This window comes from Desulforamulus profundi, assembly GCF_002607855.1.
Map to the genome: position 1 here is coordinate 134,320 of NZ_AWQQ01000054.1, position 24,392 is coordinate 158,711.

Annotated in this window: 30 protein-coding genes and 3 pseudogenes; 17 read left to right on the plus strand and 16 right to left on the minus strand. The window is 47.6% G+C overall.

The features are described from left to right. Nucleotides 1-21 precede the first annotated feature (21 nt). The 3 genes and pseudogenes from P378_RS09775 to P378_RS09785 all read right to left on the minus strand — a co-directional run. Nucleotides 22-423 (minus strand): annotated as a pseudogene (locus P378_RS09775) (GGDEF domain-containing protein); the annotation flags it as partial. Nucleotides 424-880: 457 nt separating this feature from the next. Then, a complete protein-coding gene (locus P378_RS09780; RefSeq protein WP_099083122.1) occupies nt 881-2,344 on the minus strand; it encodes an ATP-binding protein in 1,464 nt (487 codons plus the stop codon). Next, complete coding sequence (locus P378_RS09785; RefSeq protein WP_099083123.1) at nt 2,341-3,030, minus strand: response regulator transcription factor; 690 nt, start codon at nt 3,028-3,030, stop codon at nt 2,341-2,343. Before P378_RS09785 ends, P378_RS09780 begins: the two co-directional genes overlap by 4 nt. Before the next feature lie 395 nt (nt 3,031-3,425). Here P378_RS09785 and P378_RS24110 point away from each other — a divergent pair, with 395 nt between their 5' ends. The 4 genes from P378_RS24110 to P378_RS09800 all read left to right on the plus strand — a co-directional run bounded on the left by P378_RS24110 (nt 3,426) and on the right by P378_RS09800 (nt 5,875). Beyond that, complete coding sequence (locus tag P378_RS24110; RefSeq protein ID WP_207654020.1) at nt 3,426-3,575, plus strand: DUF2933 domain-containing protein; 150 nt, start codon at nt 3,426-3,428, stop codon at nt 3,573-3,575. A gap of 336 nt (nt 3,576-3,911) precedes the next feature. After that, nucleotides 3,912-4,310 carry a DUF2680 domain-containing protein gene (locus P378_RS09795; RefSeq protein WP_238473087.1) on the plus strand — a complete coding sequence of 133 codons (399 nt, stop codon included), beginning with the start codon at nt 3,912-3,914 and terminating at the stop codon, nt 4,308-4,310. 702 nt (nt 4,311-5,012) lie between these two features. Further along, nucleotides 5,013-5,165, plus strand: a complete 153-nt coding sequence (locus tag P378_RS19550) for a hypothetical protein (protein ID WP_180260932.1) — start codon at nt 5,013-5,015, stop codon at nt 5,163-5,165. 113 nt (nt 5,166-5,278) lie between these two features. Further along, nucleotides 5,279-5,875, plus strand: a complete 597-nt coding sequence (locus P378_RS09800) for a superoxide dismutase (RefSeq protein ID WP_099083126.1) — start codon at nt 5,279-5,281, stop codon at nt 5,873-5,875. Between the two features lie 40 nt (nt 5,876-5,915). Here the strand turns inward: P378_RS09800 and P378_RS23570 are convergent, their stop codons facing one another. Together P378_RS23570 and murI are read right to left on the minus strand one after the other, a co-directional pair. Then, the gene (locus tag P378_RS23570) at nt 5,916-6,284 is read right to left on the minus strand and encodes a glutamate racemase (protein ID WP_338013890.1); all 369 of its coding nucleotides are present in this window, start codon (nt 6,282-6,284) and stop codon (nt 5,916-5,918) included. After that, complete coding sequence (murI, locus tag P378_RS23575) at nt 6,275-6,724, minus strand: glutamate racemase (protein WP_338013891.1); 450 nt, start codon at nt 6,722-6,724, stop codon at nt 6,275-6,277. The genes P378_RS23570 and murI overlap by 10 nt, the downstream gene beginning before the upstream one ends. A 226-nt stretch (nt 6,725-6,950) precedes the next feature. On the opposite strand from murI, the gene selD reads away from it, so the two are divergent. From selD to P378_RS09825, 4 genes and pseudogenes are all read left to right on the plus strand, one after another. Continuing rightward, nucleotides 6,951-7,997, plus strand: coding sequence for a selenide, water dikinase SelD (gene selD / locus P378_RS09810; protein ID WP_099083127.1), 1,047 nt, complete (start codon nt 6,951-6,953; stop codon nt 7,995-7,997). A 1-nt stretch (nt 7,998) separates the two neighbouring features. Continuing rightward, nucleotides 7,999-8,589, plus strand: a complete 591-nt coding sequence (yedF, locus tag P378_RS09815) for a sulfurtransferase-like selenium metabolism protein YedF (protein ID WP_099083128.1) — start codon at nt 7,999-8,001, stop codon at nt 8,587-8,589. A gap of 281 nt (nt 8,590-8,870) precedes the next feature. Continuing rightward, nucleotides 8,871-8,996: pseudogene (locus P378_RS24115) on the plus strand (hypothetical protein); the annotation flags it as partial. Nucleotides 8,997-9,200: 204 nt separating this feature from the next. After that, a complete protein-coding gene (locus P378_RS09825) occupies nt 9,201-9,689 on the plus strand; it encodes a COG2426 family protein (protein ID WP_099083129.1) in 489 nt (162 codons plus the stop codon). Here the strand turns inward: P378_RS09825 and P378_RS21585 are convergent. From P378_RS21585 to P378_RS09840, 4 genes are all read right to left on the minus strand, one after another. After that, complete coding sequence (locus P378_RS21585; RefSeq protein ID WP_238473088.1) at nt 9,673-10,200, minus strand: hypothetical protein; 528 nt, start codon at nt 10,198-10,200, stop codon at nt 9,673-9,675. The two genes, P378_RS09825 and P378_RS21585, sit on opposite strands and share 17 nt — an antisense overlap. Beyond that, complete coding sequence (locus P378_RS21590) at nt 10,170-10,820, minus strand: hypothetical protein (protein ID WP_238473089.1); 651 nt, start codon at nt 10,818-10,820, stop codon at nt 10,170-10,172. Before P378_RS21590 ends, P378_RS21585 begins: the two co-directional genes overlap by 31 nt. 336 nt (nt 10,821-11,156) lie before the next feature. Then, nucleotides 11,157-11,417: a hypothetical protein gene (locus P378_RS09835; RefSeq protein ID WP_099083142.1), complete on the minus strand. Its 261-nt coding sequence runs from the start codon at nt 11,415-11,417 to the stop codon at nt 11,157-11,159. Between the two features lie 293 nt (nt 11,418-11,710). Continuing rightward, nucleotides 11,711-12,676, minus strand: a complete 966-nt coding sequence (locus tag P378_RS09840) for an NAD(P)/FAD-dependent oxidoreductase (protein WP_238473090.1) — start codon at nt 12,674-12,676, stop codon at nt 11,711-11,713. 110 nt (nt 12,677-12,786) lie between these two features. On the opposite strand from P378_RS09840, the gene P378_RS09845 reads away from it, so the two are divergent. The 3 genes from P378_RS09845 to P378_RS09860 all read left to right on the plus strand — a co-directional run bounded on the left by P378_RS09845 (nt 12,787) and on the right by P378_RS09860 (nt 14,283). After that, nucleotides 12,787-12,993, plus strand: coding sequence for a hypothetical protein (locus P378_RS09845; RefSeq protein ID WP_099083130.1), 207 nt, complete (start codon nt 12,787-12,789; stop codon nt 12,991-12,993). A gap of 9 nt (nt 12,994-13,002) precedes the next feature. Then, the gene (locus tag P378_RS09850) at nt 13,003-13,227 is read left to right on the plus strand and encodes a ferritin family protein (protein WP_099083131.1); all 225 of its coding nucleotides are present in this window, start codon (nt 13,003-13,005) and stop codon (nt 13,225-13,227) included. A gap of 435 nt (nt 13,228-13,662) precedes the next feature. Beyond that, nucleotides 13,663-14,283 (plus strand): hypothetical protein, encoded by a 621-nt coding sequence (locus tag P378_RS09860; RefSeq protein ID WP_099083133.1) that lies wholly within the window; start codon nt 13,663-13,665, stop codon nt 14,281-14,283. Between the two features lie 48 nt (nt 14,284-14,331). Here the strand turns inward: P378_RS09860 and P378_RS21595 are convergent, their stop codons facing one another. The 3 genes from P378_RS21595 to P378_RS09870 all read right to left on the minus strand — a co-directional run bounded on the left by P378_RS21595 (nt 14,332) and on the right by P378_RS09870 (nt 16,358). After that, nucleotides 14,332-14,979 carry a PhoH family protein gene (locus P378_RS21595; RefSeq protein ID WP_238473091.1) on the minus strand — a complete coding sequence of 216 codons (648 nt, stop codon included), beginning with the start codon at nt 14,977-14,979 and terminating at the stop codon, nt 14,332-14,334. Then, on the minus strand, nt 14,961-15,644 hold the full coding sequence (locus P378_RS21600; protein ID WP_238473092.1) for a PIN domain-containing protein: 684 nt from the start codon (nt 15,642-15,644) through the stop codon (nt 14,961-14,963). The genes P378_RS21595 and P378_RS21600 overlap by 19 nt, the downstream gene beginning before the upstream one ends. A gap of 237 nt (nt 15,645-15,881) precedes the next feature. Then, entirely contained in the window at nt 15,882-16,358 is a 477-nt protein-coding gene (locus tag P378_RS09870) for a MarR family winged helix-turn-helix transcriptional regulator (protein WP_099083134.1), read from the minus strand. A gap of 217 nt (nt 16,359-16,575) precedes the next feature. On the opposite strand from P378_RS09870, the gene sdaAB reads away from it, so the two are divergent. Beyond that, complete coding sequence (sdaAB, locus tag P378_RS09875; RefSeq protein ID WP_099083135.1) at nt 16,576-17,241, plus strand: L-serine ammonia-lyase, iron-sulfur-dependent subunit beta; 666 nt, start codon at nt 16,576-16,578, stop codon at nt 17,239-17,241. 17 nt (nt 17,242-17,258) lie between these two features. Next, a pseudogene (sdaAA, locus tag P378_RS09880) lies at nt 17,259-18,141 on the plus strand (L-serine ammonia-lyase, iron-sulfur-dependent, subunit alpha). Between the two features lie 78 nt (nt 18,142-18,219). Here the strand turns inward: sdaAA and P378_RS09885 are convergent. Then, the gene (locus tag P378_RS09885; RefSeq protein ID WP_099083136.1) at nt 18,220-18,429 is read right to left on the minus strand and encodes a hypothetical protein; all 210 of its coding nucleotides are present in this window, start codon (nt 18,427-18,429) and stop codon (nt 18,220-18,222) included. Nucleotides 18,430-18,635: 206 nt separating this feature from the next. On the opposite strand from P378_RS09885, the gene P378_RS21605 reads away from it, so the two are divergent. The 3 genes from P378_RS21605 (at nt 18,636) to P378_RS09900 (ending at nt 20,369) form a co-directional block, all read left to right on the plus strand. Further along, nucleotides 18,636-18,914, plus strand: a complete 279-nt coding sequence (locus P378_RS21605; RefSeq protein WP_274378688.1) for a class I SAM-dependent methyltransferase — start codon at nt 18,636-18,638, stop codon at nt 18,912-18,914. A 45-nt stretch (nt 18,915-18,959) separates the two neighbouring features. Then, entirely contained in the window at nt 18,960-19,655 is a 696-nt protein-coding gene (locus P378_RS09895; protein WP_238473093.1) for a flavin reductase family protein, read from the plus strand. 81 nt (nt 19,656-19,736) lie between these two features. Next, nucleotides 19,737-20,369, plus strand: a complete 633-nt coding sequence (locus P378_RS09900) for a CBS and ACT domain-containing protein (RefSeq protein WP_099083137.1) — start codon at nt 19,737-19,739, stop codon at nt 20,367-20,369. 56 nt (nt 20,370-20,425) lie between these two features. Here P378_RS09900 and P378_RS09905 read toward each other — a convergent pair whose 3' ends face one another. The 3 genes from P378_RS09905 to P378_RS21615 all read right to left on the minus strand — a co-directional run bounded on the left by P378_RS09905 (nt 20,426) and on the right by P378_RS21615 (nt 22,511). Then, the gene (locus P378_RS09905) at nt 20,426-21,445 is read right to left on the minus strand and encodes an alpha-hydroxy-acid oxidizing protein (RefSeq protein ID WP_099083138.1); all 1,020 of its coding nucleotides are present in this window, start codon (nt 21,443-21,445) and stop codon (nt 20,426-20,428) included. 81 nt (nt 21,446-21,526) lie between these two features. Then, nucleotides 21,527-22,192 (minus strand): L,D-transpeptidase family protein, encoded by a 666-nt coding sequence (locus P378_RS21610; RefSeq protein WP_338013896.1) that lies wholly within the window; start codon nt 22,190-22,192, stop codon nt 21,527-21,529. Further along, the gene (locus tag P378_RS21615; protein ID WP_338013892.1) at nt 22,074-22,511 is read right to left on the minus strand and encodes a L,D-transpeptidase; all 438 of its coding nucleotides are present in this window, start codon (nt 22,509-22,511) and stop codon (nt 22,074-22,076) included. The genes P378_RS21610 and P378_RS21615 overlap by 119 nt, the downstream gene beginning before the upstream one ends. Before the next feature lie 122 nt (nt 22,512-22,633). Here P378_RS21615 and hflX point away from each other — a divergent pair, with 122 nt between their 5' ends. Then, nucleotides 22,634-23,887, plus strand: coding sequence for a GTPase HflX (hflX, locus tag P378_RS09915; protein WP_099083139.1), 1,254 nt, complete (start codon nt 22,634-22,636; stop codon nt 23,885-23,887). Nucleotides 23,888-24,392: the final 505 nt, after the last annotated feature.

The following is a 24,392-nucleotide window of genomic DNA, read 5'->3' on the forward strand; positions in this document are numbered from 1 at the left end:
CATTTATGAAAAGTTTGGTTATCATACCGGTTGTATCTCCTTATACAGCACAGCCCGATTCTTTCCGCTCTTCTTTGCTGCATAAAGCGCCTCATCTGCCTTCTCGATAAGTTTAGTCACCTCTGTACATTGACCTGACACAGATGCTACCCCGGCTGATATAGTAATAGGACCGTTGGTAAAGTGATGACTGCCGACTCCTGAGACAATTCGATCTGCCATCTCTTTTGCATCATCCCGATCCATTCCAAAGAGAAGGATAATAAACTCCTCTCCCCCGTACCTGGCGATAAAAACCTCACGGCCCAAAATCGATATCAAATAGTCTGCCAGTTTTTTAAGAAGGATGTTCCCCTGCTCGTGGCCATAGGTATCGCTATACAACTTAAAATTGTCAATATCGATAATGACCAAGGATAATGGCTGGTTTTTGCCCGCCGGATGGCTATATTATACCAGCGATATTGATACAAGTTGTCCTGTGCCAACAACTTCTTTACCTCCGTATGACGAGTTTTCTTAATTTTATTTTACCATAGTGGGGTCTATTAGCCCCATTTGGTCGGCAGTGTAAATGCTTTAACAACCCGCGTGTCCAACTGGGTACCATAAGCCTGAGAATAATATTAAATGGTTAAAGAGAATTTTTCAGATAAGCGCTCTTTTATAGTAGTACCTAACTGCAATGTTTTCCAAAGAAAATGCTTAATTGTCACAAAAAAGATAAACTTTTCCATAAAAATTATCACAAAAGTATCATTAAGGAAACAGTTCAGTGAAAGCTCTTTGCTATGCTTTAAAAAGCATAGCCCTTCGTGGTGATGTGTATCTCACAACCCGAGAAAGGCTCTCGGGTTTGTTGGCATTTGGAGGTTCAGGATCACCCTACACTGCACGGGTTTACCGGCAGTACGACAGTAAAGGAAGTGCCTTCGTTTACCTTGCTTTCCACATTGACCTGGCCACCGTGTCCCTCTATGATCCTTTTTACAATGGCCAGCCCCAGGCCGGTCCCTCCCTGGCTTCTGTTTCTTGATTTATCGGCCTTATAGAATCTTTCCCAAATCATCGGTAAATCCTCCGGGGATATGCCGGTTCCGGTATCATGAATGCGGATGTGGACCTGGTCGGCCTTGCTGGCCACATGAATGGAAATTCTACCTCCGGCGGGTGTATGCCGGACGGCATTGTCGATTAAGTTGATAAACACCCTTTCGATCCGGTCACTGTTGCAGGTTACGTGGGGTAGCTTTTTTTCAATGTCAAGGTCCAGGTGGACCCCTTTTTGTTCAATCAGTTGAGTGAGCTTGCCCAATACCCTGGCCAGAAGACTTCGTAAATCACAGGGTTCCTTATCAAAATCAAAGTGACCCTCTTCCATGCGTTTCAGATCCAGCACTTCGTTTACCAGCCTCTTGAGGCGGTTAATTTCGTCCAAGATATTGTTGAGATACACTTCCCTTTCCTTCTCGTCCTTCACCAAACCGTCCACCATTGTTTCCGTAAACCCCTGCATAATGGTAAGCGGAGTTTTGATTTCGTGGGCTACATTGGTGACAAACTCCCGGCGGATTTGTTCCTGCAGCTCCAGTTGCCGGATTTTCTCCTGCAGGCGGGAGGCCAAGGTATTGAGGGAGTTAGCCAGCAGACCAATCTCATCGTTGGACTGAATATCCACCTTGTGCCGGTAGTTGCCGCCGGCCATCTCCAGGGCCACCTGATTCATCTTTATCAAGGGCTTGGAAATAATTTGTGAAAAGATCAAACTTAACAGGGCCGCCAGAATAATTCCCCCTACCGCCGTATTAATGGTCAACCTCTGCAGGCCGCTCAGTTGATCTGCCAACGGTTCCAGCGGTGCGTGGATAATGACCGCCCGGTTACTATTGTCATGGTCCTTAAAAGGAATTCCTACAGATAGCACATCGGTATTAAAGAAGGGGTTATTTCCTTTATGCACCACTGCCCTGCCGCTGAATAATTGTTCCAAATCCTGCATGTTCAATGGGCCGTGGTGGGGATTGTTCATGTCCATCGGCATGTCTTTTGTACTGATGCCCATCCCCTGGCAACTGATGACGCGTCCCTTCTCATTTAATATCATGACATTTGCGTTGTACAGGCTGGCAATCATGGCTACCTTACTGTCCAGGGCGGCAGGATCCTTTTCGGCACGGGCAATATCGGCAATTTTATGGCCCAGGGTGTTCAGCTGCCTGGCCTGCTGCTGATAATACATGCCTTCCATAAAACTGGTCTGGGCAGCACTGGCAATGCCGATGACCACCAGCACCAGGATGGTCATAATCACCCAGAGTTTGGTGACAATATTATTTAACCTCATGCTTCCACCTCAAATTTATACCCCACACCCCAGACCGTTTTAATGTGAGAAGGCACCCCGGCAGCCCGGAATTTGTCCCGCAGACGGTTTACATGTGTGTCAACCGTTCGGGCATCCCCGTAGTAATCGTAGCCCCAAACCTCTTCCAATAGCTGCTCCCGGCTAAAAGACCTTCCCGCTGACTTGGCCAGCAGAGCCAGCAGTTCAAATTCCTTTGGCGTGAGGGTTAAAGGCTTGTCCTTTGCCAGCACTTCCCGGCTAATCAAATCCATACGCAGACCGGGAAATTTTAAAACGTGCTCTTCCTTTTTACCTTCCGTTCCCACCCGGCGCATCACCGCCTTAATCCTGGCCACCAGTTCCCTGGGGCTGAAGGGTTTGCCCATGTAGTCATCGGCCCCGAACTCCAGCCCTAAAATCCGGTCCACCTCTTCATTTTTGGCCGTCAGCATAATGATGGGCACCCGGGAAACCTTTCTGATTTCCTGGCACACAGTAATGCCGTCCACTTTGGGCATCATGACATCCAGGATAATTAAATCCCAGGGCTCCGCCCGGAATTTCTTTAAAGCCCCCTCACCGTCTACGGCCTCCTCCGCATAATACCCTTCATTGGTCAAATAAATGCCGATAACCTGGCGAATTTTTTCTTCATCGTCTACTATTAAAACCCTTAACTGGTTCATGTTCGTACCCCCTTCATTATATGGATAAAACCCTGAGGAAAGTCATGACTTTGCTGTCTATATAGTAAAACCTAAAAGAACCGCTGTCAAAGTAATCAAATGATTATTACAAAAATGTTAAATTTACGAGAAAGAAACGTAATATTTACATGCTATGATTACACATGTAGTAATGAACAAAGCAAGAGAGGAAGATGCTTGATGATACAAAAGATTACAAAACGTACTAAACTTGTTGTTCTGGCTCTTATCTTGACTACGTTATCAATGGTATATCTGGTACCATTGCTAAACAGTATTATTACCAGTATCAATATCAAAAGTATATGCAGAACTATTCCGTTAACCACGAGGCACATCACCAATAATAGGTTTATATAGAAAGGATGAACTTAATGGAAAAGTTTCTCTATATTGCTCTGCTCCTTCTCTGCCCCATTATACACCTGTTCATGATGAGAGGTCATAAACATCATGCCCATCAACAAAACAGCCCAGCAGTTCAAGGGGAGCAGCCGGTTACTAAACCAGAACAAAAAATATAACAAAGAGGTTGGATCATCCAACCTCTTTTATAGTCTTGCCAACTGATCGTGATGATTATTTTTATTAAACTTTCCACCATTCAGGCCAGTTTCTCTTTCAATTTCTCTAAATATCACTAAAACGTGACATTGATGAAACAGTTTTGTAAAAAGTCTTTGTTATAGTAAGAACTGTAAAGAATAAAACCCCTATGGGAGGTGAAACCTGATGTTTATGAAACACTGGATGCTCCCTGCAGTTGCCCACTGCAAGGGTGGCTGCCATCAATAGTCCTGGATAAGACGCTAAACTGTCCAACCTAAATAAAACATAAGAAAAACGAATTGGAGGAATGAATGATGAAACGTAAGATTATGTTGGGTATTGTTACCTTAGCCCTTGGTGCATTGCTTGTTCCCGCCGCCTTTGCGGCAGTTGACAAACCGGCTGACAGCACTGCCAACGTCAATAACGCAAAAAACCAGCAATCCTTTAACCAAATGTTTGACCAGCACAAAACTTGGCTGGATAAAGCCGTAAAAGACGGCAAGATCACCGAGGAGCAGGCTAAAAACTGGAACCAGCACTTTGATCAAATGAAAGAGTTCCACAGCAAAAATGGCATGGGCCCGATGGCCGATATGATGAACGGCATGATGGGTCCTAACGGCGGCATGATGAACGGCATGATGGGAAACGGTTCCGGCATGGGCCCCGCCATGATGGGCAACTTCGGTGCCCAAGCAAACAAGTAATTAAACCGGCATAACCGCATGATAAAGCCTTAGATACAACCCCCTCTTACTATAACTGAAGCACGAACTCCCGGATGTAGCGGGTGTTCGTGCTTTTTTTAAGTAACCTTTAAATCAGGTTTTCAGCACCGCCAGGGGTGTTTTCTGTGGTTTCAATGTTTTGGAATATTAAACCATATATTTAAACATTTACACAATTCAACACATATCTTATTATAAATCAATTATAAAAAGTGGGACCCTTATGTTTGAAAATATGGCAAAACACGTAAAATAGGGGAAGATTTACTATGACTTACCGTCGCGCTGTCCTTATGCTAATAGGTGCTGTTTCCTTGCTTTCCGTTTGGGTTTTGCCAAATGTCTCATTAGATACCGGTAAACTTTACATGGTATTTCTTCACGCATTGAATATCACAAAAATGTGATAAAAATGTAACCGGGTTGTGACAAGTGTGGTATATACTAACGGTAACAACCCCCAGCTTATATTTTAAAAGCCCGGAAAAGGGCTCTTTTAAAAACAACCCTTTTGGGTAAGCAAATATAATAAATTTTTAAAGGAGGTTTGAAGCAGTTACTAAATAGCTATTTAAATCTGCTAAAAAAGCAATAAAACAGGAGGTGAAAAAACCTGTTTCTTGCGGTTTCACAGTTGTAATTAATCATAAAGACTGCTAGAATAATGATGTAAATATTTCCATGTCGCAAAGACACGCTGTGAAAGTCGGGCATGGAATACTATCAATCCAGGTGGAGGTAACACCTTCTCCGGGCAGTACGTTTGCTTTAGGCAGCGGCGGGGAACCCTGCGGGGTGATCCACCCGGAACATAAGCGAGAGCTTATGGCCTAGCAGTTGAATCCTGTGATACTGCCTCTCGTTAGTCGGCGGGAGAGAAACCTAAATAAATCTGGATTATCCTGTGTATATCAGATATGTTTAGTTTTCAGAAACCAGGAATAAAGATGAAACACGAATTACCCGCATTGCCCTATGACTATAATGCACTGGAGCCTCACTATGATGAGCAGACCGTCAGATTGCACCACGATGCCCACCACAAGGCCTATGTGGACGGCCTGAACAATGCCGAGGCCAAACTGGCGGAAGCCAGGGAAAAAGGGGATTTTGCCCTGGTTAAACACTGGGAGCGGGAACTGGCCTTCCATGGTTCCGGTCATATCCTGCATACCCTGTTTTGGGAGAACATGAGCCCCAACGGCGGCGGCCCCGCCACCGGCTTGGTAGCCGAAGAAATCAACAAGTTCTTTGGCAGCTTCGAAACCTTTAAAAAGCAGCTGTCCGCTGTAGCTGTGGCGGTGGAAGGTTCCGGCTGGGCCCTGCTGTGCTACAACCCAATGTTTAAAAAGCTGGAAATCCTGACGGCAGAAAAGCACCAGAACCTGACCCAGTGGGGTGTGGTTCCCCTGCTGGTCCTGGATGTCTGGGAGCACGCTTACTACCTAAAGTATCAAAACAAGCGGGCAGCCTTTGTGGAGGCCTGGTGGAACCTGGTCAACTGGGAAGATGTCAACAGGCGTTTAGCTGACTGTTTGAAGTAATATTGGAAAAGTGAAATGCGGCAGGGATCTGCCGCATTTATTATTTGCTCGTATTTAAAGGGAGACTTTTCACCTGGATGTTATCTCTGATCCAGAGAGTACGGAACACTTTTTCCACTTCATCTTGATTGCCGCTGGTGAAAAATTGCTCCGTTCCCGGCGGGCCTTCTTTAACAGCCAGGTCATTCTCATCCAACACCCTGCTGACCTGTTTGGCCGCGGCGGCGCCGGTATCGATGACCGAAATGCCGGGGCCGGCCAATTGTTCTATCATGGGACGCAAAAAAGGGTAGTGGGTACAGCCCAGGACGATGGTGTCCGCTCCCTGCTCCAGCATGGGTCGGAGAAAACCCTTTAACACCTCTTCGGTCTCCGGTTCCTCCAGCTTACCATATTCAATTAACTCCACCAGGCCCGGGCAGGCTGGGTAATGACCTTGGTATTTTCCGCGTACCGTTTCACCAGAGAGGCAAAGCGGTCGCCGGCGATGGTCACACCGGTGGCCAGGACGCCGATCTTGCCGCTGCGTGTGGCGGCGACGGCAGGTTTGACGCCCGGTTCCATCCCCACGATGGGGACGGTAAAAAGTTTTCGCAGTTCCTCCAGGCCGGCGGATGAGGCGGTATTGCAGGCCACCACAATTAGCTTGGCTCCCTTGGAGAGTAGAAACTCTACAATGGTCCGTTCACGCTGCCGGATCAATTCCGGGTCCTTTTCTCCGTAGGGGCAGTAAGCAGAGTCCGCATAATAGATCAGGTCTTCTAAAGGAAGCAGCCGGCGAATTTCCTTGGCTACCGATAATCCACCTACACCTGAGTCAAATACGCCTATGGGTTGCCGTTGGGTCAAGAAAATCACCTCGAAGTCTTTGGTAAATGCTGTAATTCATTATACTCTCCTGTTTACCGGGAAGCAAGCCAAGGATTTTTACCAGGCGAACCATTATTAACTATAATGAAACGAAATAGTTGGCCGCGAGGGTTTATTATATAACAAAAAGTTATGCAATAACAAAAGGAAAGTACATAAATCTTGGCGAAGGGCTAATAATGTCATTTGTAAAGGGGGTGGCGTAATGGCAGAGACAAGATTGACACAAATGACAAAAGCTGCCGGGTGAGCGGCCAAAGTGGGACCGGAGGTCCTGTCGCAGGTACTGCGGCATCTTCCTAAGAATACAAACCCCAACCTGCTGGTGGGGCTGGACACATCCGACGATGCAGCGGTTTATCGTCTGAATGATGAACTGGCCACCATTCAAACAGTGGACTTTTTTACACCCATGGTGGATGATCCTTACCTTTTTGGCCAAATTGCAGCGGCCAACGCCTTGAGCGATGTTTATGCCATGGGCGGCACACCGCTGTTGGCCCTTAATATCGTTTGCTTCCCTTCCTGCTTGTCTTCGGACATCCTGGGAGAGATTTTAAGGGGTGGGGCGGATAAAGTCACCGAAGCCGGCGCCATCATTGCCGGCGGGCACAGTGTGCAGGACGACGAACCCAAATACGGCCTGGCTGTCACCGGCGTGGTACACCCGGACAGGGTCTACAGCAACGCCACCGCCGGGGCGGGGGATCTTTTGATTTTGACCAAACCCCTGGGCACGGGCATTATCAATACCGGTATTAAAGCGGCCATGGTAAAACCGGAAGTGATGCACAGGGCGGTTGCCACCATGGCTTCCCTCAATAAAGAGGCGGCCATGGCGATGCTGGATGTTGGAGCCTCTGCCTGTACCGATATTACGGGCTTCGGTTTTTTGGGACATGCTGCCGAGATGGCCCGGGCCAGCGGTTTAAGCATAAAGATTTATGCCGGGGAGGTCCCTGTTTTACCGGGGGCGAGGGAACTGGCCCGCATGGGGATTATACCCGCCGGGGCTTATAACAACCGGAACCACCTGGGCGATCAGGTGAAAATTCAGGAGGTGGTCACCCGGGAAGAGACGGATATCTTTTTTGATCCCCAAACTTCGGGAGGGTTGTTGATTGCCAGCCATCCTGCCAGGGCGGAAAAGTTAATTAGGGAATTGCACCAGCGGGGCGTGGCGGACGCCAGGATTGTGGGCGAATTGACACCCCCGGACCAAGCTTTGATCACCATCCAGAGGGGGAAATAGCGTGGTAAGGGAAATTAATAACCGCGGGCTGGCCTGCCCGCAGCCGGTTATCAATACCAAAAGGGCACTGGAGGAAATGGAACAGGGCACTGTAGTCTCTGTTGTGGATAACCAGGTGGCCCGGGAAAATGTCACCCGGTTTGCGGAAAATGCCGGGTGCAAAATCAACGTGGAGGAAAAGAACGGGGAATTCTATATCACCATTACCAAGGGTGAGGGGACAGGACCGGTGACCGTGGTACCGGCCAAATGTGAAACCGCACCCACGGTTTACCTGATTGGCAGCAACACCTTTGGCAGTGGGGCCGAGGACCTGGGTGAGACACTGATGGTCAGTTTCTTTAACAGTCTCCTGGAAAAACCGGCCCCCAGGGTCATCATGCTGGTTAACTCGGGGGTTCGTTTGTCTGTTCAACAGTCCCGGGTACTGGAACAGATCACAAAACTGGCCGAGCGGGGGACCGAAGTGATCTCCTGCGGCACCTGCCTGGACTATTACAAACTAAAGGACCAGTTGGCGGTGGGCCGGGTGACCAATATGCTGGAGATTCTGGACAACCTGACCGCAGGGGGAACGGTAATTACTTTGTAACACCTGGCCCAAACCTTGCTGGATCCCCCTCAAATTACGTTACTGGCGAACCGGTTGAACGGTTTGACTACCGTTTGCCCAGTTTGCCAAACTGCCGGTTCTGGACCCGGCGGATCCCCGGGAGGCAAAGGAAATGGCCAGGGAAGCCTTCAAGCTGTCCGAGGAACTGGGGCTGCCGGTGATTTTACGGCCAACCACCCGCACCTGTCATGTCTGCCAGGACGTAGAAGTAACGGGTGAACTTTCTGCAGATTCATGTAAAACAGGTTTGGGGTTAGACCTGCCGGTGCAGTATCAAATCCCGCATCGGCATCCAGTGCGAAGTGGAAGCAATGGCCTACGGCAGCCTGCCGAGGCCGGAGAAGAAAAGTAAACGTGTCTTTGATCTGAGGGAAGAAAATTCGTAAACCGCGTCTGCCTTACTATATTGTATGAACCCGTTCATAAACGGGTATTTTTCTTTTTATGGCGGTATTTTATGCTACTTGTTATAATATAGAAAGGAAATCAGCGTTACATGACGAACTACTACATTCCGTGTTGCCACAGGCAGAGGTATTGATTGCATTGTCTTTACTCAAGATTTTAAATAAAGTATTGGGGTGTCGTCATTGATCGAGTTATTAAAGGGACTGCCGCGGGAATTGCTGGTAGTTGTGATCGCTACTTTACCGGTGGTGGAGTTAAGGGGTTCCATTCCCTATGCCATGGGAGTCCTCAATATGGGTTCCTGGCAGGCCCTGGGCTGGTCTGTGCTGGGCAATGCCATTCCTGCGCTCATCCTTCTTCATTTTCTGGGCCCCATGCAGCGATTTTTGGAAAAGCGGCTGCCGGTAGCCCAAAGCTGGTTTACATGGTTGTACGGTCGTTCCAATGAAAGGGGCCAACTGATTTCTAAATACGGCCCCCTGGGGTTGTTTCTTTTTGTAGCGATGCCTGCCCCGGGAACCGGCGCCTGGACAGGCTGTATCGTGGCCTTTCTGCTGGGCCTGTGTCCCAAAAAGGCCCTGGCGGCTGTACTGGCCGGCGTCCTGCTGGCGGGCGTTATCGTGACACTGGCTGTATCCGGAACCCTGGCGGCATTCAGACACTTTGTCTAACAGGCTCGGCAGAAAGATCCGCATCCCGGTAAAACTCGCATACCAGGCTGAGACCGGCCTTTAAGGGCATCTTCAGACGGAATCTTTCCATGGAACGTTTGTCCAAAACCGTACTGGGCACATAAACCGCCCCGGCTAAATTTTGAATGGCCGGGGGGACATTTTCCTGTTCTACCCGGTAGGAAAACCTCGATACCTGGTCCGCTGCCCGGGTGATCTCATGAACCTTTAAATGAACCACATCCAGGGGTTTGTAAGTGGTGGCCGGGACTACGGATTTAATGGTCCTTATTTTTCTTTCATAAATGGACAATGCGGCATCCAGCAGGGCTTTGTAGCCCATATTGTATTCAATCACCACCGGGTAGCCGTTAATGGTGGCAAGGGTCGTGCGCTGTAAACTGCGGGCCAGGGGAGCCATCTCCTCGGTTCGCAGCAGTTCGTTAAAGACGGTAAAAAGATCGTGGCTGTGTTCAGGAATTAACTCTCCCTGCAGGGGCTGCCGCAGCAAGAGGAGAATTTCCCGGAAATCCGGGATTTTTTTGTTTTTTTGGCCAGCCCCGGCAGGGTCAGTTGGCCATCCTCGGTCAGGATTTGGGACATCTGGCAGCGGATTCGCCGGTACCAGTGAAGGACAGGTTGGCCGGCCATAAACTCCGGCAGGTGCACTACATAGATGCCGTGGGCGTTGGCGTATTCCCAGGCCGGGGGAGAAAACTCCCCTGCCACAAAGACGCCCCCCACGTAATTCACGGTAAGGGTTTCCTTTACTTTTTTGCCCCCGTAAATGCGGTGAAACAAGTCTCCCCGGTTGTTATCCAGCAGGTCTCGGATCAATTCCCGGCGGGAGGGCAGCGTTTGTTCCAGGTCCAGCAGGGTGGCCTTCAGGTTGCGTACCAGCTGCATGTCAGCGGTATGGTCCAACGGCTCGGGCCCCCTGGCGGCCACCAGCAGAACGGTATTTAAACAAAAGGGGCTGTTATTTAAATCAATACCGATCACCCCGACCTGATGCTGTGTCCCCCGGCCGCCTAATTTGCGCCGGGGGACGCCGGCTATATATCCGTTGTTGCGCAGAATATACGCAACCATATACTCAAATAATTTGTCTCCGGGAATGTAAAAAGACAATGGGCACCTCCAGCGTTAAATGTTGTCCCATAGTTAATATGGCCAGATTGAAAATGTTTATGACAGGTTCCAGCTATTATTAAGTCCGTGCATAAATATTCTTATTGAAAGTTGATCATATTATAATCACCGGACTAGTTGTGCAACCCTAAGGTGTTCGCCTCAGTCCGTTAAAGGAAACCCTCCTGGATTGGAGGGTTTCTGGATTTTTATCCTGCCGGTAAACCAAAATAAAACAACCCACCTGAAGTGGGTTCTCTGAGGAAAGCATCTTATTCATTTGATCAAATAAAGACTGAGCGGTACTTTCACACAAGAACCGGAGTAATCATCGCGTTAAAAACCGCCCCACGGTTTTGCCCGGGAATAAGCATATTCCCGGGCCCATTTCTCTGCTTCGGAACAAACTTTGAAAACCCTGCGGTCTCCCACACCCCGAACACAGGATTCCGCCAGCCACATGTGGCCGTCGTTATCGACCCGCCAGTAGGTGTTTAAATGATTGTTGCTGGTTTCACCGTAACCCTGCTCTTCAACGAAGGGGGTTGGTTTATAATACTGGCGGCTACGAGGGTTAATACGAAACAATTTGTTCATCAAAATAAACCACTCCTTCCTGCTGAGATATTTATATGATTATAAAGGATATGTATTAATAATAGAACATAGTTCTGTTAATTTATAGTAAATATTTTAATATTTTTCGGACGGCAATGTGCAATTTTCTGTCATTCCTAAAGCTATCCTATGCAGTTTCTACGGGATTTGTTAATGGACTCTTTTTTCGTTGTCCGGAATTTTACTTAACCAAAACTGAATAATAGGATCGACGGTTTTCATGACATCCAGGTCGGTATGGTAAAGCGGGTGTTTTAGAACGGGCCTGCCCATCAATCTAACGGCTCTTTCCAAATTCCGGTTGTTAAAGCCATCCCATAAGAGACGGAAACGGGCCTGCCTTTCCATGATTTTATGGAGATGCCGCATTTTTTTTCATAATTGGTGCCTCGGGCGATGGACCGGGCCGCTTCCACCCCGCTGGCGATACTGGAAAAAACACCGATTCCCAGCCAACCGGTAACAAAGCCGCCACTGTTTCCAATAAAGTACGTATTCCCTACCCGGTGCGGGAAAACAAGGCCGGTTTCATAGTCGATGTCCCAGTTCATGACAGTTTCCGGATTGATTTTTTCAATGTTTATAAATGCCTGCCAGTACTGGGAGAGTTCATCCTGAGCGATGTAAGAAACATTCAAAATTAAGGTGGCCCTTTCGGTTCCTAATGGAACCAGATAGGCAAAACCACTTTTGGCATACCCGGTATTAAACCAATAGCGAACTTCCTGCGGGTTAAATCTGCCTAAAACGGTGGCCCCCCGCACCCAGGACTGGTAAGTGCTCTTCCAGATACCCAGTTCTTTGGCATAATCTTTGGTGCCGTCCGCCACCACCAAATAGTCAAAGTCTTTTAATAAGTCTTTGGGCTTAACCGGGGATTCAAACCGGACAGGCGTTTTTAACCTGCCTGCCAGTTGAATTTCAAGGGAATACTGGTCCTGACCCCGTAAAACGCTATAGCCCAAATGTCCCCCCACCGTATATTCGGTGGTAGGTCCCTGCACCCGCAGCAGCCGGATATCAGTGATTGGTTTAATATCTATGTCAAAACTCTTTTTTAATTCCTTTATTTGATCTTTTACGGGACGGAATACAAAATTCAACAGCACGGGCGCAAAGGGAAAAGGACTCCCCAGCCTATGTCTCTTCTCAAAGATCACCGGTCGGATACCCTGCTTCTCCAGTTCCAGAGCGCAGGAAAGTCCGGCAATGCCTGCACCGATAATGGCTACTTTCATAGGTTTCTTTCCATCCCCTGTCATTTAGAAAACCAATTTACTTAATATTTTCCGCTGAAAAGATAATAATATGCCTTAGAATTATGAAAGGGATACGGGGGTGAAACGGGTTGGCCAAACTTACTCAGAAGGATGTTCAACATAATGTATTTAAACAGGCCTATGACGCTGAAGAACTCCGCCAGGCAAAATATGCTTACTTTTCCAAGACAGTGAACGATAAACGTCTAAAGAAAATTTTTAAAGTTTTTGAGATGACTGCCCAGAGCCACCTGGCTGAATTAAAACAGGAAATGCAAAAGTTGGACATTAAATAGGAGGGTGCTATGGATAGCCTGGAATTTCTAAACGATGCTCTGGAAGACAAAATCAAGAACCAAGCCTTTTATAACGATGCTGCGGTCAGGGTGCGAAATCCGTCCGCCAGGCAGTTATTTCTCAAACTAAGAGATGAGGAAATGAGGCATATCGAGATATTGCAAAAAGAAGTTGTCGCCATTGAAAACAAACCCTTTGCGGTTACAAAGATTCTTGCCAAGATTAAGAGCTAGCACCGTGCTAGCTTTTTGCATGAACAACAGCAGTTATCGGAGCGCCCGAAAGGGCCATTGACCGGCTGTGCTGCAGGGCAGCGGGCCAGTACTCTTTTAACCCTTTCCGACCAAAGCAGAACCAGAGTGGTACGTACCCAGATTATGCCGTCAAATAAAACCCAGACCGTCATTTTACTCCCTCTTGTCCAAACGGGAGATTAGCATAAACCACAGGGCTGTAGCCAGGCCGATCATGGCTGCGAACAGCGTAAAAAGCCAGAGATCCATCCTTATGTCCCCTTTCTGAGTGACTCTAAAAGTAATTTGCCCTCCGGTGCAAGTGGTATGCACGGGATCATCTTTGATTTCATTAATTTGTAACACTTAAAGGTTTTTCTCGTAATATATACCAGGGTCAATTTTTTTAGTTTTCAAAGAAAGGGGTTATTGCAGGTGGCAGGTGATCGTGGGTCTAGTTACAATGCATTTACATTATTTTTAATCTTTATTCTCCTTTACTTATCTCAAAAGGGTACCAATGCCAGTGCCTACTCTGAGACCGGTCAAACAAAGGCAGATCAATATCAACAACCGGCTAAGCCGGCGGCTGTTGGTCTGTCTGACGGAGACGTTGCAGAGTATCCGCAAAGCACGGTCATTGAGACGGATGAGGAGATAACGGATGGCCAGCAAGAAACTTTTGTGCAGCAACCGGAAGTGGTTGAAAAAACCGAAAAACCGGAGGAAACTCCGGTAGAAGAGCAGCAGGCGGTGCCGGAGGTCCTCCTCGAAGAGCCTGTCGAAGAAACTCCGGAACCCGTTGAAGAGAGTACCGGTGATAGTATCAGCCAGGTGGACGAAATTATGCAAACCATGCCTCAGGAAATTGTCGAAGGAAGCGTAACGGAGCCTGAAGCAGGGGAACCCACGGCAAATATTTCCGACAGCGAAGTGAACGATGAACCCGTATTAGGGGGCCAGAACAACCTGTTCTTGAAGCCCACCGTTATGACGGGTATTCATGCGAAGAAACAATCACCCGGTCCTAAAGTTTCCATTAAGTTCGGCAGTTAAGAAAAATAATAAACAGGTGTTGGAATGCCTCCAACACCTGTTCCTTTCTCAGGGTAACAGCTCAACTCCCAGGGCAGCCAAACGGCTGCGCTCTGTCCGGCTCAGGGTGATATGAGCGAATAAATTCTGGTTTTTAAAGGATTCAATCAACGTAACAAAACCATTGCTGGTTGCCGTAAGCCGGTAATTGTCAATTTGCTGAATATCCCCTGTCAGGACAATTTTGCTGCCGATGCCGGCCCGGGTGATAATGGTCTTAATGTTTTCTTTGGTTAAGTTTTGTGCTTCATCGATAAGAATCCATTGTTTGGGGATCGAACGGCCCCTTATGTAAGTGAGGGCCTCCAGTTCGATGAAGCCTTCTTCCATAAACTTTTCCACCCGTTCGGAGGGAGAACATCTTTCATCATGCTTGGAGGCCGCAAAGTTACGGGTTAGGAATTCCAGGTTATCATAAATGGCTGCCATCCAGGGAGTCAATTTTTCTTTTTTTGTACCCGGCAGGGCGCCGATGTCACGGCTGTGGGGAATTAAAGCCCTGGTGACAATCAGCTTGGAATAAAGTCTTTGATTTACCACCTGCTGCAGCCCTGCCGCCAGTGCCAGCAAGGTTTTCCCGGTGCCGGCCGGTCCCAGGATGCTGACCAGTTCGATGCAGGGGTCCAGCAAAGCATCCATTAGGAAAGACTGTTCCAAATTTCCTTCCGCCGGTCCCAGGCCAAAGGCATGCAGGTCCTGCGCAGGGGATGAATCAGTCCTTTGCTGTAACGCCCCAAATGACGGCCGCCCAGGCTATCTTCCATGCAGACATATTGATTTTCCAACAGGTCTTTGGCCACTTCGATGTGTCTGAGTTGGTAGAAATCCTGCACCTCGTCATAAGAGATGCTGATGGTATCCCAGCCCTTGTACAAATAGTCCAGGTTTACCTGCTCAGCGGCATAATTTTCAGCAGAGATCCCCAGGGTATCCGCGATCACCCGCTGGCAGATGTCCTGGGTGACTAGGATAACCGGGGACTTTTGTTCTTCTCTGAATCCCTTGGCAATGGCCAAAATTCTTGTATCTACCTTATCCTTTGGCAGGTATTCGGGTAACAGCACGTTGCAATGGTTTACTTCGACCTGAATTTGATGGCCGGTGGGAAGTAAAACGCCCTGGTGCAGCTGTGGTCGCAGGCTGTCCAAAAAACGGATGGCCTGCCGGGCACAGTGCCCCCGGGCATCTTCTAATCCTTTAAAACGATCCAGTTCATTGACAACTGCTAAGGGGATAATGATTTTGCAGGGTTCTAAGGACGAAATGATCTCCTTAATGGGTCGGTCCAGCAAAACATTGGTATCCAAGATCCTTATATGCACGGCTTCCCCTCCTGGCTAAATTTTTTAGCCTAACTAATGTTATTTTACGTTAGGATCATTAAAAGTCGATAAAAGGCAGGTTAAGGATAGGCAAAATAATTCCTTTTATCTTTGTAACAACTTATCCGGGAGAGGAACTTTTTAGAACAAATTACTAAGGTTTATCTTTGTGCAATGAAGGTTCAAACAAAAACGATCACCGGGAAGGTGGTCGTTTTATGTATTGTGTGTGTCCCATTAGTCAAAATCCGGGTCGGCGGAACCGGGTCCGTTTGTTTCCTGAATCATCAATTGGTTAATTTTCTCCAACCCCGTCAGTAAACCGGCTATTTCCTCCTGGGTCATGGAGGACAGAAGACTGGCCAGATAGTTTGTACGCATTAAAGAGATGTTTTGGCCCAATTCTTTCACCTGAGGGGACAGGTCAATATGAACCACCCTGCGGTCCTGGTCGTTGCGTTTACGGATGACTTTGCCTTGTTTCTCCAGCCGGTCAACAATACCTGAAACGGTGCTTTTAGCCAACCCCAGCCGGATACTTAGTTCACCCAGTGTAATGCCCGGGTTTTGGAATAATTCCTGCATTAAATGAAGCTGGGGAACGGTTAAACCGCAACCAACAGTTTGCGCCATCATATATTGACGAAATTTTCGGTTAAGAGTTCTTATTAAGTCCTTTAGTTGTTCGGCTTGTTGAATTAATTTTTGTTCCACAGGACCGCCTCCGTTACCAAAAAATAAAAAAAATTATTTTATTTAGAATATCACTAATTCAAATCATAGTAAATACTAATAGTCAAAACATAAACAATATTCAGAAGAATATGTATTGTTTAACAGTTTTGTCACTTATTTACAAAACTCTTCCTGTTGAGTTCATTCTAAAGAAGTGTTATGATCTTCCTGATTATTTATAATAAGGAGACTCATAATGCGGTACAATTCAATTTTTGATATCATTGGTCCAATCATGGTTGGCCCGTCCAGTTCCCATACGGCCGGCGCAGCCAGAATCGGCAAGACGGCCCGGGACATTTTTGGCAGGCAGCCAACCAACGCGGAGATTACTTTATACGGGTCCTTTGCCCAGACCTACCGCGGTCACGGAACGGATCTCGCATTGGTGGGCGGTATTTTAAACCTTCATGCAGACGATGAGGATATGGTCAACTCTTTCCAACTGGCCCGGGACCGGGGTGTGGAAATCATTTTTAAAATTGTTCCGGAGGAATCGGATTATCATCCCAATACCGCCAGGGTAAGACTCAGTGACAGCGAAGGATCCCTGGAAGCGGTGGGTATTTCTTTGGGCGGCGGGAAGATCACCATGACAGAAATTGAAGGGTTTAAGATCTCATTAAGCGGCGACAGCCCCACCCTGCTGGTGTTTCATCATGACCGGTACGGAGCTGTAGCCCGGGTAGCACAGGCTCTGGCTTGTAAAGAGATTAATATTGGTCATATGGAGGTCGCCAGAAAGTCCAGGGGAGACCAGGCCCTGATGGTCATTGAAACCGACCAGGATTTAACCAATGAAATCATTGAAGATGTTAAACAAATTGACCATGTATACAGTGTAGCACTACTGACACCTTAGATGAAAGGGGAAGACTGTTGAAATACCGTACTGTAGCTGAACTGGTTGCACTTGCCCGGGAACATGGGAAAACCATCGGGGAAGTGGTGTTGGAACAAGAGGTACAAACCACCGGTCGTGCCAGAGAAGAGATTTTTCCCATATGGAAAAAGCCTGCTGGTGATGGAACAGGCTGTGGAAAAGGGAATCAATGAGGCTGTATTATCTCGCAGCGGGCTGACCGGCGGGGATGCCTTGCGTCTCAAAGAATATGCGAAAAGCGGCAAAAGTTTGTGCCAGGGGGTCGTTCTGGATGCCGTAAATTATGCCCTGGCAACCTCGGAAGTCAATGCGTCCATGGGATTGATCGTGGCAACGCCTACGGCCGGTTCCAGTGGTGTACTGCCCGGGTGCCTGTTGGCCGCCGGCCGGCATTTAGAAAACAGCCGGCAGCAGATGGTAAGTGCCTTGTTTAATGCAGGGGGCATTGGTTACGTGATTGCCAACAACGCCACCATCTCCGGAGCCGCCGGAGGATGCCAGGCGGAGATAGGAGCGGCGGCGGCCATGGCAGCGTCCGCTGTGGTTGAATTGGCCGGAGGGTCGCCGGAGCAATCTGCCCATGCTGCAGCCATCGCCCTGAAGAACTTGCTGGGCCTGGTCTGTGATCCTGTGGCAGGCCTTGTGGAAGTGCCCTGCGTCAAAAGAAATTCCATGGGTGCCGCCGCATCCATCGTTGCTGCAGATATGGCCCTGGCTGGGATAACCAGTGTCATACCCTGTGACGAAGTTATTGAGGCCATGTATAAGATAGGCACCATGCTGCCCTCCTGCCTGCGTGAAACTTCTCTGGCCGGATTGGCCACAACCCCCACCGGACAGGAATTAAACCGGAAAATCAATAACAAAGATAAAAAATAAAGGTGATGGAGATCATTCCATCACCTTTTTCCTTTCTTTATTATTCTCACTTCCAACCTCTCACATCTCACTTCTCAATCAGCCTGCGACCATCTTTACATCATCCAGGGCTGCCCGAATCATTGCTTCCACCACTCTTGAAACCGGCAGGCCTGTTTCCCTGGCTAACCGTTTTATATGATTGATGGTTTCTTTATTACTCACAATATTAACTTCTTGAAAATCGGCCAGAAGGACCACTTGTTCCCGGGATATTTGTTCCATGTGTCTGTGAATGTTATTCAGCATTAACGACGCCTCCACTTCTTAATATTACCCAAATCATTCCCCATCAAGGGTCCTATCCCTTCGGAGAATTCTCTGTAGGTTTGTCGATATGAAAGAGAGATTCGACACCAATTCACATTTCCGTTTTATCTGTCGAGAATAAAGTTGGTAAAATTTAGATAAACTAACCCATTATGGACGAGATTATTTACCTGAATATGGTTGAAATGGAACGAAATCACTGGTGGTATAAGGGTAGAAGGGAAATTATTGGAAAATTAGTTAAACCTTATCTCCGGCCCGACATGAAAATTTTAGACGCTGGCTGTGGGGCTGGTGGAACCATGGAATATATGTCAAAATATGGTTCTGTAGTTGGTGTGGACATATCCGGAGAAATGGTGGAACACTGTCGTAATATCGGGCTAAATGCCCTCCACGAAAGCGTTCTGTGTTTGCCCTTTGAAGACCGGTCCTTTGATCTGGTGCTGTGTTTGGATGTATAGGAGCACCTGTCCGAAGAAAAACCGGTATTGGAGGAATTAAAAAGGGTGGTTCGGCCGGGGGGAATCCTGGTTCTCAGCGTGCCGGCCTTCAATTGGCTCTGGGGCCGGCATGACGACTTGAACAATCATTACCGGCGATATGATTTCGGGGAATTGATTCATAGTAAAAACTGTTTCAGCGAGGCCAACCGGTATATTCTTGTGCAAGACCAGGGAGTGGAACAGCCGGATATCGAGAGTTCCTTGGGAATGCCCGCATTAAACAGTGTCTTATATCTTGTTGGATCAACCCGGGCAGGAAAAGTTAATGCGATGTGCTGCAGCAGTGTGACTCAGGTGACCTATTGCTCGGCCAAGGTTGCTGTAGCCGTCAATAAAAATAACCTTACCCATGATTACATTAAAGAGAGTGGCGTTTTTTCTTTGTCTGCCCTGGGACAAAACCAAGGACACATGGCCCATTATTTTGGAAGAAACTCCGGCAGGCAAATGAACAAATTTGCATCCTTTAAATATAAACGGGGGAAGACAGGCAGCCCCATCATCGAGGGCTGTCCGGACTATTATGATTGTCAAGTGGACCACCGGGCAACCATTGATCTGGACACGCACACTTTATTTGTGGACAGGGTCATGGATGCTTCGTCAGATTCTGAAGAACCCCTGTTAACATACCGGGATTACGCCCGGGATGTCCGAAATTTAATCAACGACCCCAATATGTCACAAAGAACAGTATGAAAATCTTCTTCTTGCGGCAATAATTGGTTTCTATTACAATGGGTGTTAACACGGAGGTTTTTATAAAGGAGGTTGACCCAAGTGTTTGTAAAAGATTGCATGACCACCTCACCCATTACCATCTCCAGAAGCACCCCGATCTTAGAGGCCCTGGAAAAAATGAAGAAACTGAAGGTTCGCCAGCTGCCCGTAACGGATAAGGGCCGTTTAGTGGGGTTGGTTACTGAACGCGAATTATTAACGGTTACTCCATCACCGGCAACCACCCTGAGTATTTTCGAAATGAATTACCTGCTTTCCAAAATGGTGGTTAGCGAGGTTATGCTGAAAGACCCCATTACAGTGAGCCCGGACACAACCATCGAAGAAGCGGCCCTCATCATGCGAGAAAATAAAATCGGTAGCCTGCTGGTCCTAGAAGCCGATGAACTGGTGGGCATTATTACTCAAACCGATATTTTCGATGCCTTTATTGAATTTTTCGGACTGAAGAAAGCGGGGACAAGACTGGTTCTGCAGGTGCATGACCGGGTTGGAGCCATTGCGGATTTAACGGAGATCATTAAAAAGATGAATATTAACATCAGAGGGCTGGTCATACATAGAAAAGATAATGACGTCATACACATGGTGGTCAGGGTTAACACAATTGATCCCGAGCCTCTGGTCAAAGAACTGGAAGCCAGAGGCATCCCCGTACTTTCCGTTAATTAAATAAACTAAAAATCCCCACAGTATGGATGGTTCTGTGGGGATTTTTCCGTATTTGATTATGCTTTGTAAATAACCCTTTGGTCAATCTCCTGAATGGTGTTGCAGCCGGTTAATATCATGGCTTGCTTTAACTCAGCGGTCATTTTATCCAGAAGCATTTTCACGCCTTCTTCCCTGCCGCCAAAGGCTCCTACCACCAGAGGCCTGCCCACCAAAACGCCGTCGGCGCCAAGGGCCAATAACTTCAGAACATCCACACCGGTACGCACACCGCCGTCAGCCAGGATGGTTACCTTTCCTTTAACTGCAGCGGCAATGGCGGGTAGAACATCCGCTGCCCCGGGAGTGCAATCCAAAATTCGACCCCCGTGGTTTGACACAACGATGGCACTAACGCCTGCCTCCACGGCCTTTTCGGCCTCGTCAACCGTCATGATACCTTTCAGGATAAAGGGAAGTTTGGTGGAACTGACAAGTTCCTTTATTTCTTCCAATGTTTTAGGACCTACCGGCTGACCCTTAAGGGCCATGGTCACCAAACCCGCCCCGTCGATGTCTACCCCGACGGCCCTGGCGCCGGCAGCCTCTGCACGGCGAATGCATTCAATAATAACCTTTTGTTCCCGGGGTTTAATAATGGGGATACCAAAACCTTCTTCAGCGGCAATGGCCTCCAGACCGGAAGTATACATGGCCGGGTCTGCGCCGTCACCGGTCCAGCCAAGGGTGCCGGCCTGCCTGCTGCCGGAGACAATCATGCCGATAAACTCCCCCTCTGTTAGAACTCCGCCCATATTATAGGAAGTTCCGGTCATTGGTGCGCCCATAATGGGACTGGACAGCTTGCTGCCAAACAACTCAGTTTCAGTGACGGGATCCTTTGCCCCGTGTAAAGTACGCATGTTCAGACTGTACGATGCGAGAGCCGTTAAATTATTACGGAAACTGATGCCGGTACCTGTGCCCCCCATGCCGGGAACCTCTCCGGAACAGGCACGACCGTCACAAACGGGACAAACCCGGCAATAGCCTTTCAGTTGTTCTTTAGCCAGGTTTCTCATGGTTTTTAAATCCATGCCGAAATCACTCCTATCATTGTTAGTTATATGATTGGTTACTATAAGCTTTCGATTCTGGCATTCATAATCCTGCAAAATTTACTGTATACCTGTTTGTATTTGATCCTGTTTTTGACTGGATAAGAAATCCTGGCTTTTTGTTTCTGCCGGTTTAGGTTCGGCGTTTACAGGGGGTGTCCTAAATGAGAGATAAAGTTCTCTGCCGGCTGGTTGCCACGTAACATGAACCGGGAAAATTTCCTCAATGGTTGATTTGGTGACATAGGTGGTTCCATTGAGTACCAGGGGTGGGTCTGTCAAATAAATCTCTTGACCATTAAGTGCGGCCCTTTTACCATTGGGCGTTAAACCTGCATTAAAGCCGTTTTGGTTTATACTAATGGTATTTGTTTGGTTGTTCCAGCCAAGATTATATCCAAGCAGTTGGCACAATAATTTTAAAGGAATGTAGGGTTTGCCCTGCTTGCTGAAGGTTTTAAGCTCGCTTTCCAAAGTTACTGCTTCATTATTAAGGTATACATTTACAGGTTTGTTGTCAACAAAACCGGAATTCAAGTCAGTTTCATTCCAGACGATCATGACCGGAGTGCCGATGGGAACCTGTTCGTAGAGCCATAAAATGTCTTTATTGTACAAACGGATGCAGCCATCGGAAGCATAGGTACCGATGGAATGGACGTTGCTGTTGCCGTGAATGCCGTAGGGGCCGCCCGGAGCACTCAGGCCAAGCCAGCGTGGCCCCAGTGGATTGTAAGGCTGCCCCCGGGAATATTTTTTTGTAGTAATAAGGGTTCACTATTTTGTTGATGATTCTAAATTTGCCTTCCGGGGTAAAGCTCCGCTGGCGACCGGTTGCTACGGGAAAGACCCTTTGCAGTACACCGTCCTGATAAAAGCCCAATTGATTTGTTTTTTTGTTAATAATAATCATTTTACTTTCCTGGGCGCCGGCAACCGGCGCAAAAATGAAGAACGACATAGCCAGGCTAAGGACTATTGTCGCCCATCGATAAAAGCTTTTTTTGTTGAACGTAAATGACCCCTCCTTCAGGCTTTTGTACATAACTATTAGAAACAGGGACGCACTATGACTAATTTGGTTCTGGTTTCATAAAAAAGATACCGTTGTTTAACGGGGAGTAAAGGACTATAATTTGAGCAAACCGTAAGAAGGGGAGTTTCTGCTTGTACGAAATATTAGAGACAACAGGAGAAAGGGCTGTTTTGGTGGGAGTAAGACTGCCGGATATGCAAGAATGGCAGTTTACTGAGTCCATGGAGGAGTTATCCAGCCTGGCAGATACCGCCGGGGCTGTAGTGGTCGGGAAGTTCATGCAAAATCGCCAGCGCCCGGAACCGGCAACCTTTATCGGAAAGGGAAAGGCGGAGGAACTGGCCGACTACTGTCGGGAAGCGGCAGCAAATATTGTAATCAGCGACCGGGAACTTTCACCGGCTCAAGCCCGCAACCTGGAAGAGAAAATCGGCATCAAAGTGATTGATCGAACCCAGCTTATTTTAGATATCTTTGCCCGGCGTGCCCAAACCAAAGAGGGCAAGTTACAGGTGGAGTTAGCCCAATTGAAATATTTATTGCCTCGTTTGACGGGCCTGGGAACTCAATTATCCCGCCTGGGGGGCGGTATCGGAACCCGGGGACCCGGCGAAACCAAGCTGGAAACAGACCGCAGGAGGATCAGGAAGCGCATTTCCGACTTGGAGAGGGAACTGAAAGAAGTTCAGCAGCACAGGGCCTTGTTGCGGAAAGACAGAAGGGATGAACCTTTACCGCTGGTCAGTCTGGTGGGTTATACAAACGCCGGCAAAAGCACTTTGCTCCGTACCCTCACAGGGGCAGATGTTCTGGTGGAAGACAAACTTTTTGCCACCCTCGATCCCACCACAAGGCGTGTTCGGCTGCCCAACAACGATATTGTTTTGCTTACCGATACAGTTGGTTTCATTCAGAGTCTTCCTCACCACCTGGTGGCTGCTTTTCGGGCGACATTGGAAGAGGTGCAGGAAGCTGACTTGCTGCTGCATGTAGTGGACGTTTCACATCCCAACTGCGAGGGGCAAATACGTGCGGTCGAATCTGTTTTGGAATCTTTAAAGTCTTTAAACAAACCCGTTATCATGGTCTTTAATAAAATGGATTTACTTCAGGACCCCCAGGACCTGCCCCTTACCGAGTATCCAAAGGTCAATATTTCTGCCCTTACGGGGCAAGGGATTGAACAACTGCTGTCCTTAATTGCCGATGCATTAAAAGAACGCTATTCAGTGGTAAAACTATGGATCCCCTACGATAAAACAAATTTAGTTTCCCTTTTGCATCAGAAGGGTAATGTACGTAAAGAGGAGTATGGTGTGGAGGGAATTCAACTTGAAGTGGAAATCAGCAGGATCTGGGCAAACAGGGTAAAGGAACAATTATAAAGTTATGCATTTTGTATATTTTTAAAACTTTATCACAACCCCAACTTGACCGGTGCCGAATGTTATGAAATGTTATGATATGATTAAAAACGTTCGCGGTACTTGTCCAAGATTAGGAAAGATGACAAGAAATTAACCGTTGCATAACATTCAATGGCGTGTTATGATAACAAATGTCGCCGCAAGGTGGTACTTAAAATTACCAGTTGATAATTCGTGTTATCGTGGTAAGATGAAGTTCCGTCGCCGATGAGGCGGTGTAAAAATTACCAAAAAMTTTCACTTGAAATGCAAGTGAGGGTTATGGTAAACTAAGATTCCGGTCGTGAGGCCGGGCTAAAAAATGGTCTTTGAAAACTAAACAGTGGATGATGGATGCAAAACGGTCAAGTCAAAAGTCAGCGTAAGCTGAAACTGTGACGACCACATTTGAATCCTCGTCAAGCGTTAAATAACGCTAGCGAGTAATTCCTGAATAAGTAATAAAGAGCTAAATCAACTCTTC

What these genes read in the sequence shown, in the direction of transcription:
- P378_RS09780 (WP_099083122.1), bottom strand. Translation starts at nt 2,344, where the DNA reads ATGAGGTTAAATAATATTGTCACCAAACTCTGGGTGATTATGACCATC.
- P378_RS09785 (WP_099083123.1), bottom strand. Translation starts at nt 3,030, where the DNA reads ATGAACCAGTTAAGGGTTTTAATAGTAGACGATGAAGAAAAAATTCGC.
- P378_RS24110 (WP_207654020.1), top strand. Translation starts at nt 3,426, where the DNA reads ATGGAAAAGTTTCTCTATATTGCTCTGCTCCTTCTCTGCCCCATTATA.
- P378_RS09795 (WP_238473087.1), top strand. Translation starts at nt 3,912, where the DNA reads ATGATGAAACGTAAGATTATGTTGGGTATTGTTACCTTAGCCCTTGGT.
- P378_RS19550 (WP_180260932.1), top strand. Translation starts at nt 5,013, where the DNA reads ATGTCGCAAAGACACGCTGTGAAAGTCGGGCATGGAATACTATCAATC.
- P378_RS09800 (WP_099083126.1), top strand. Translation starts at nt 5,279, where the DNA reads ATGAAACACGAATTACCCGCATTGCCCTATGACTATAATGCACTGGAG.
- P378_RS09835 (WP_099083142.1), bottom strand. Translation starts at nt 11,417, where the DNA reads ATGAACAAATTGTTTCGTATTAACCCTCGTAGCCGCCAGTATTATAAA.
- P378_RS09840 (WP_238473090.1), bottom strand. Translation starts at nt 12,676, where the DNA reads ATGAAAGTAGCCATTATCGGTGCAGGCATTGCCGGACTTTCCTGCGCT.
- P378_RS09850 (WP_099083131.1), top strand. Translation starts at nt 13,003, where the DNA reads ATGGATAGCCTGGAATTTCTAAACGATGCTCTGGAAGACAAAATCAAG.
- sdaAB (WP_099083135.1), top strand. Translation starts at nt 16,576, where the DNA reads ATGCGGTACAATTCAATTTTTGATATCATTGGTCCAATCATGGTTGGC.
- P378_RS09885 (WP_099083136.1), bottom strand. Translation starts at nt 18,429, where the DNA reads ATGCTGAATAACATTCACAGACACATGGAACAAATATCCCGGGAACAA.
- P378_RS21605 (WP_274378688.1), top strand. Translation starts at nt 18,636, where the DNA reads ATGGAACGAAATCACTGGTGGTATAAGGGTAGAAGGGAAATTATTGGA.
- P378_RS09905 (WP_099083138.1), bottom strand. Translation starts at nt 21,445, where the DNA reads ATGGATTTAAAAACCATGAGAAACCTGGCTAAAGAACAACTGAAAGGC.
- P378_RS21615 (WP_338013892.1), bottom strand. Translation starts at nt 22,511, where the DNA reads ATGTACAAAAGCCTGAAGGAGGGGTCATTTACGTTCAACAAAAAAAGC.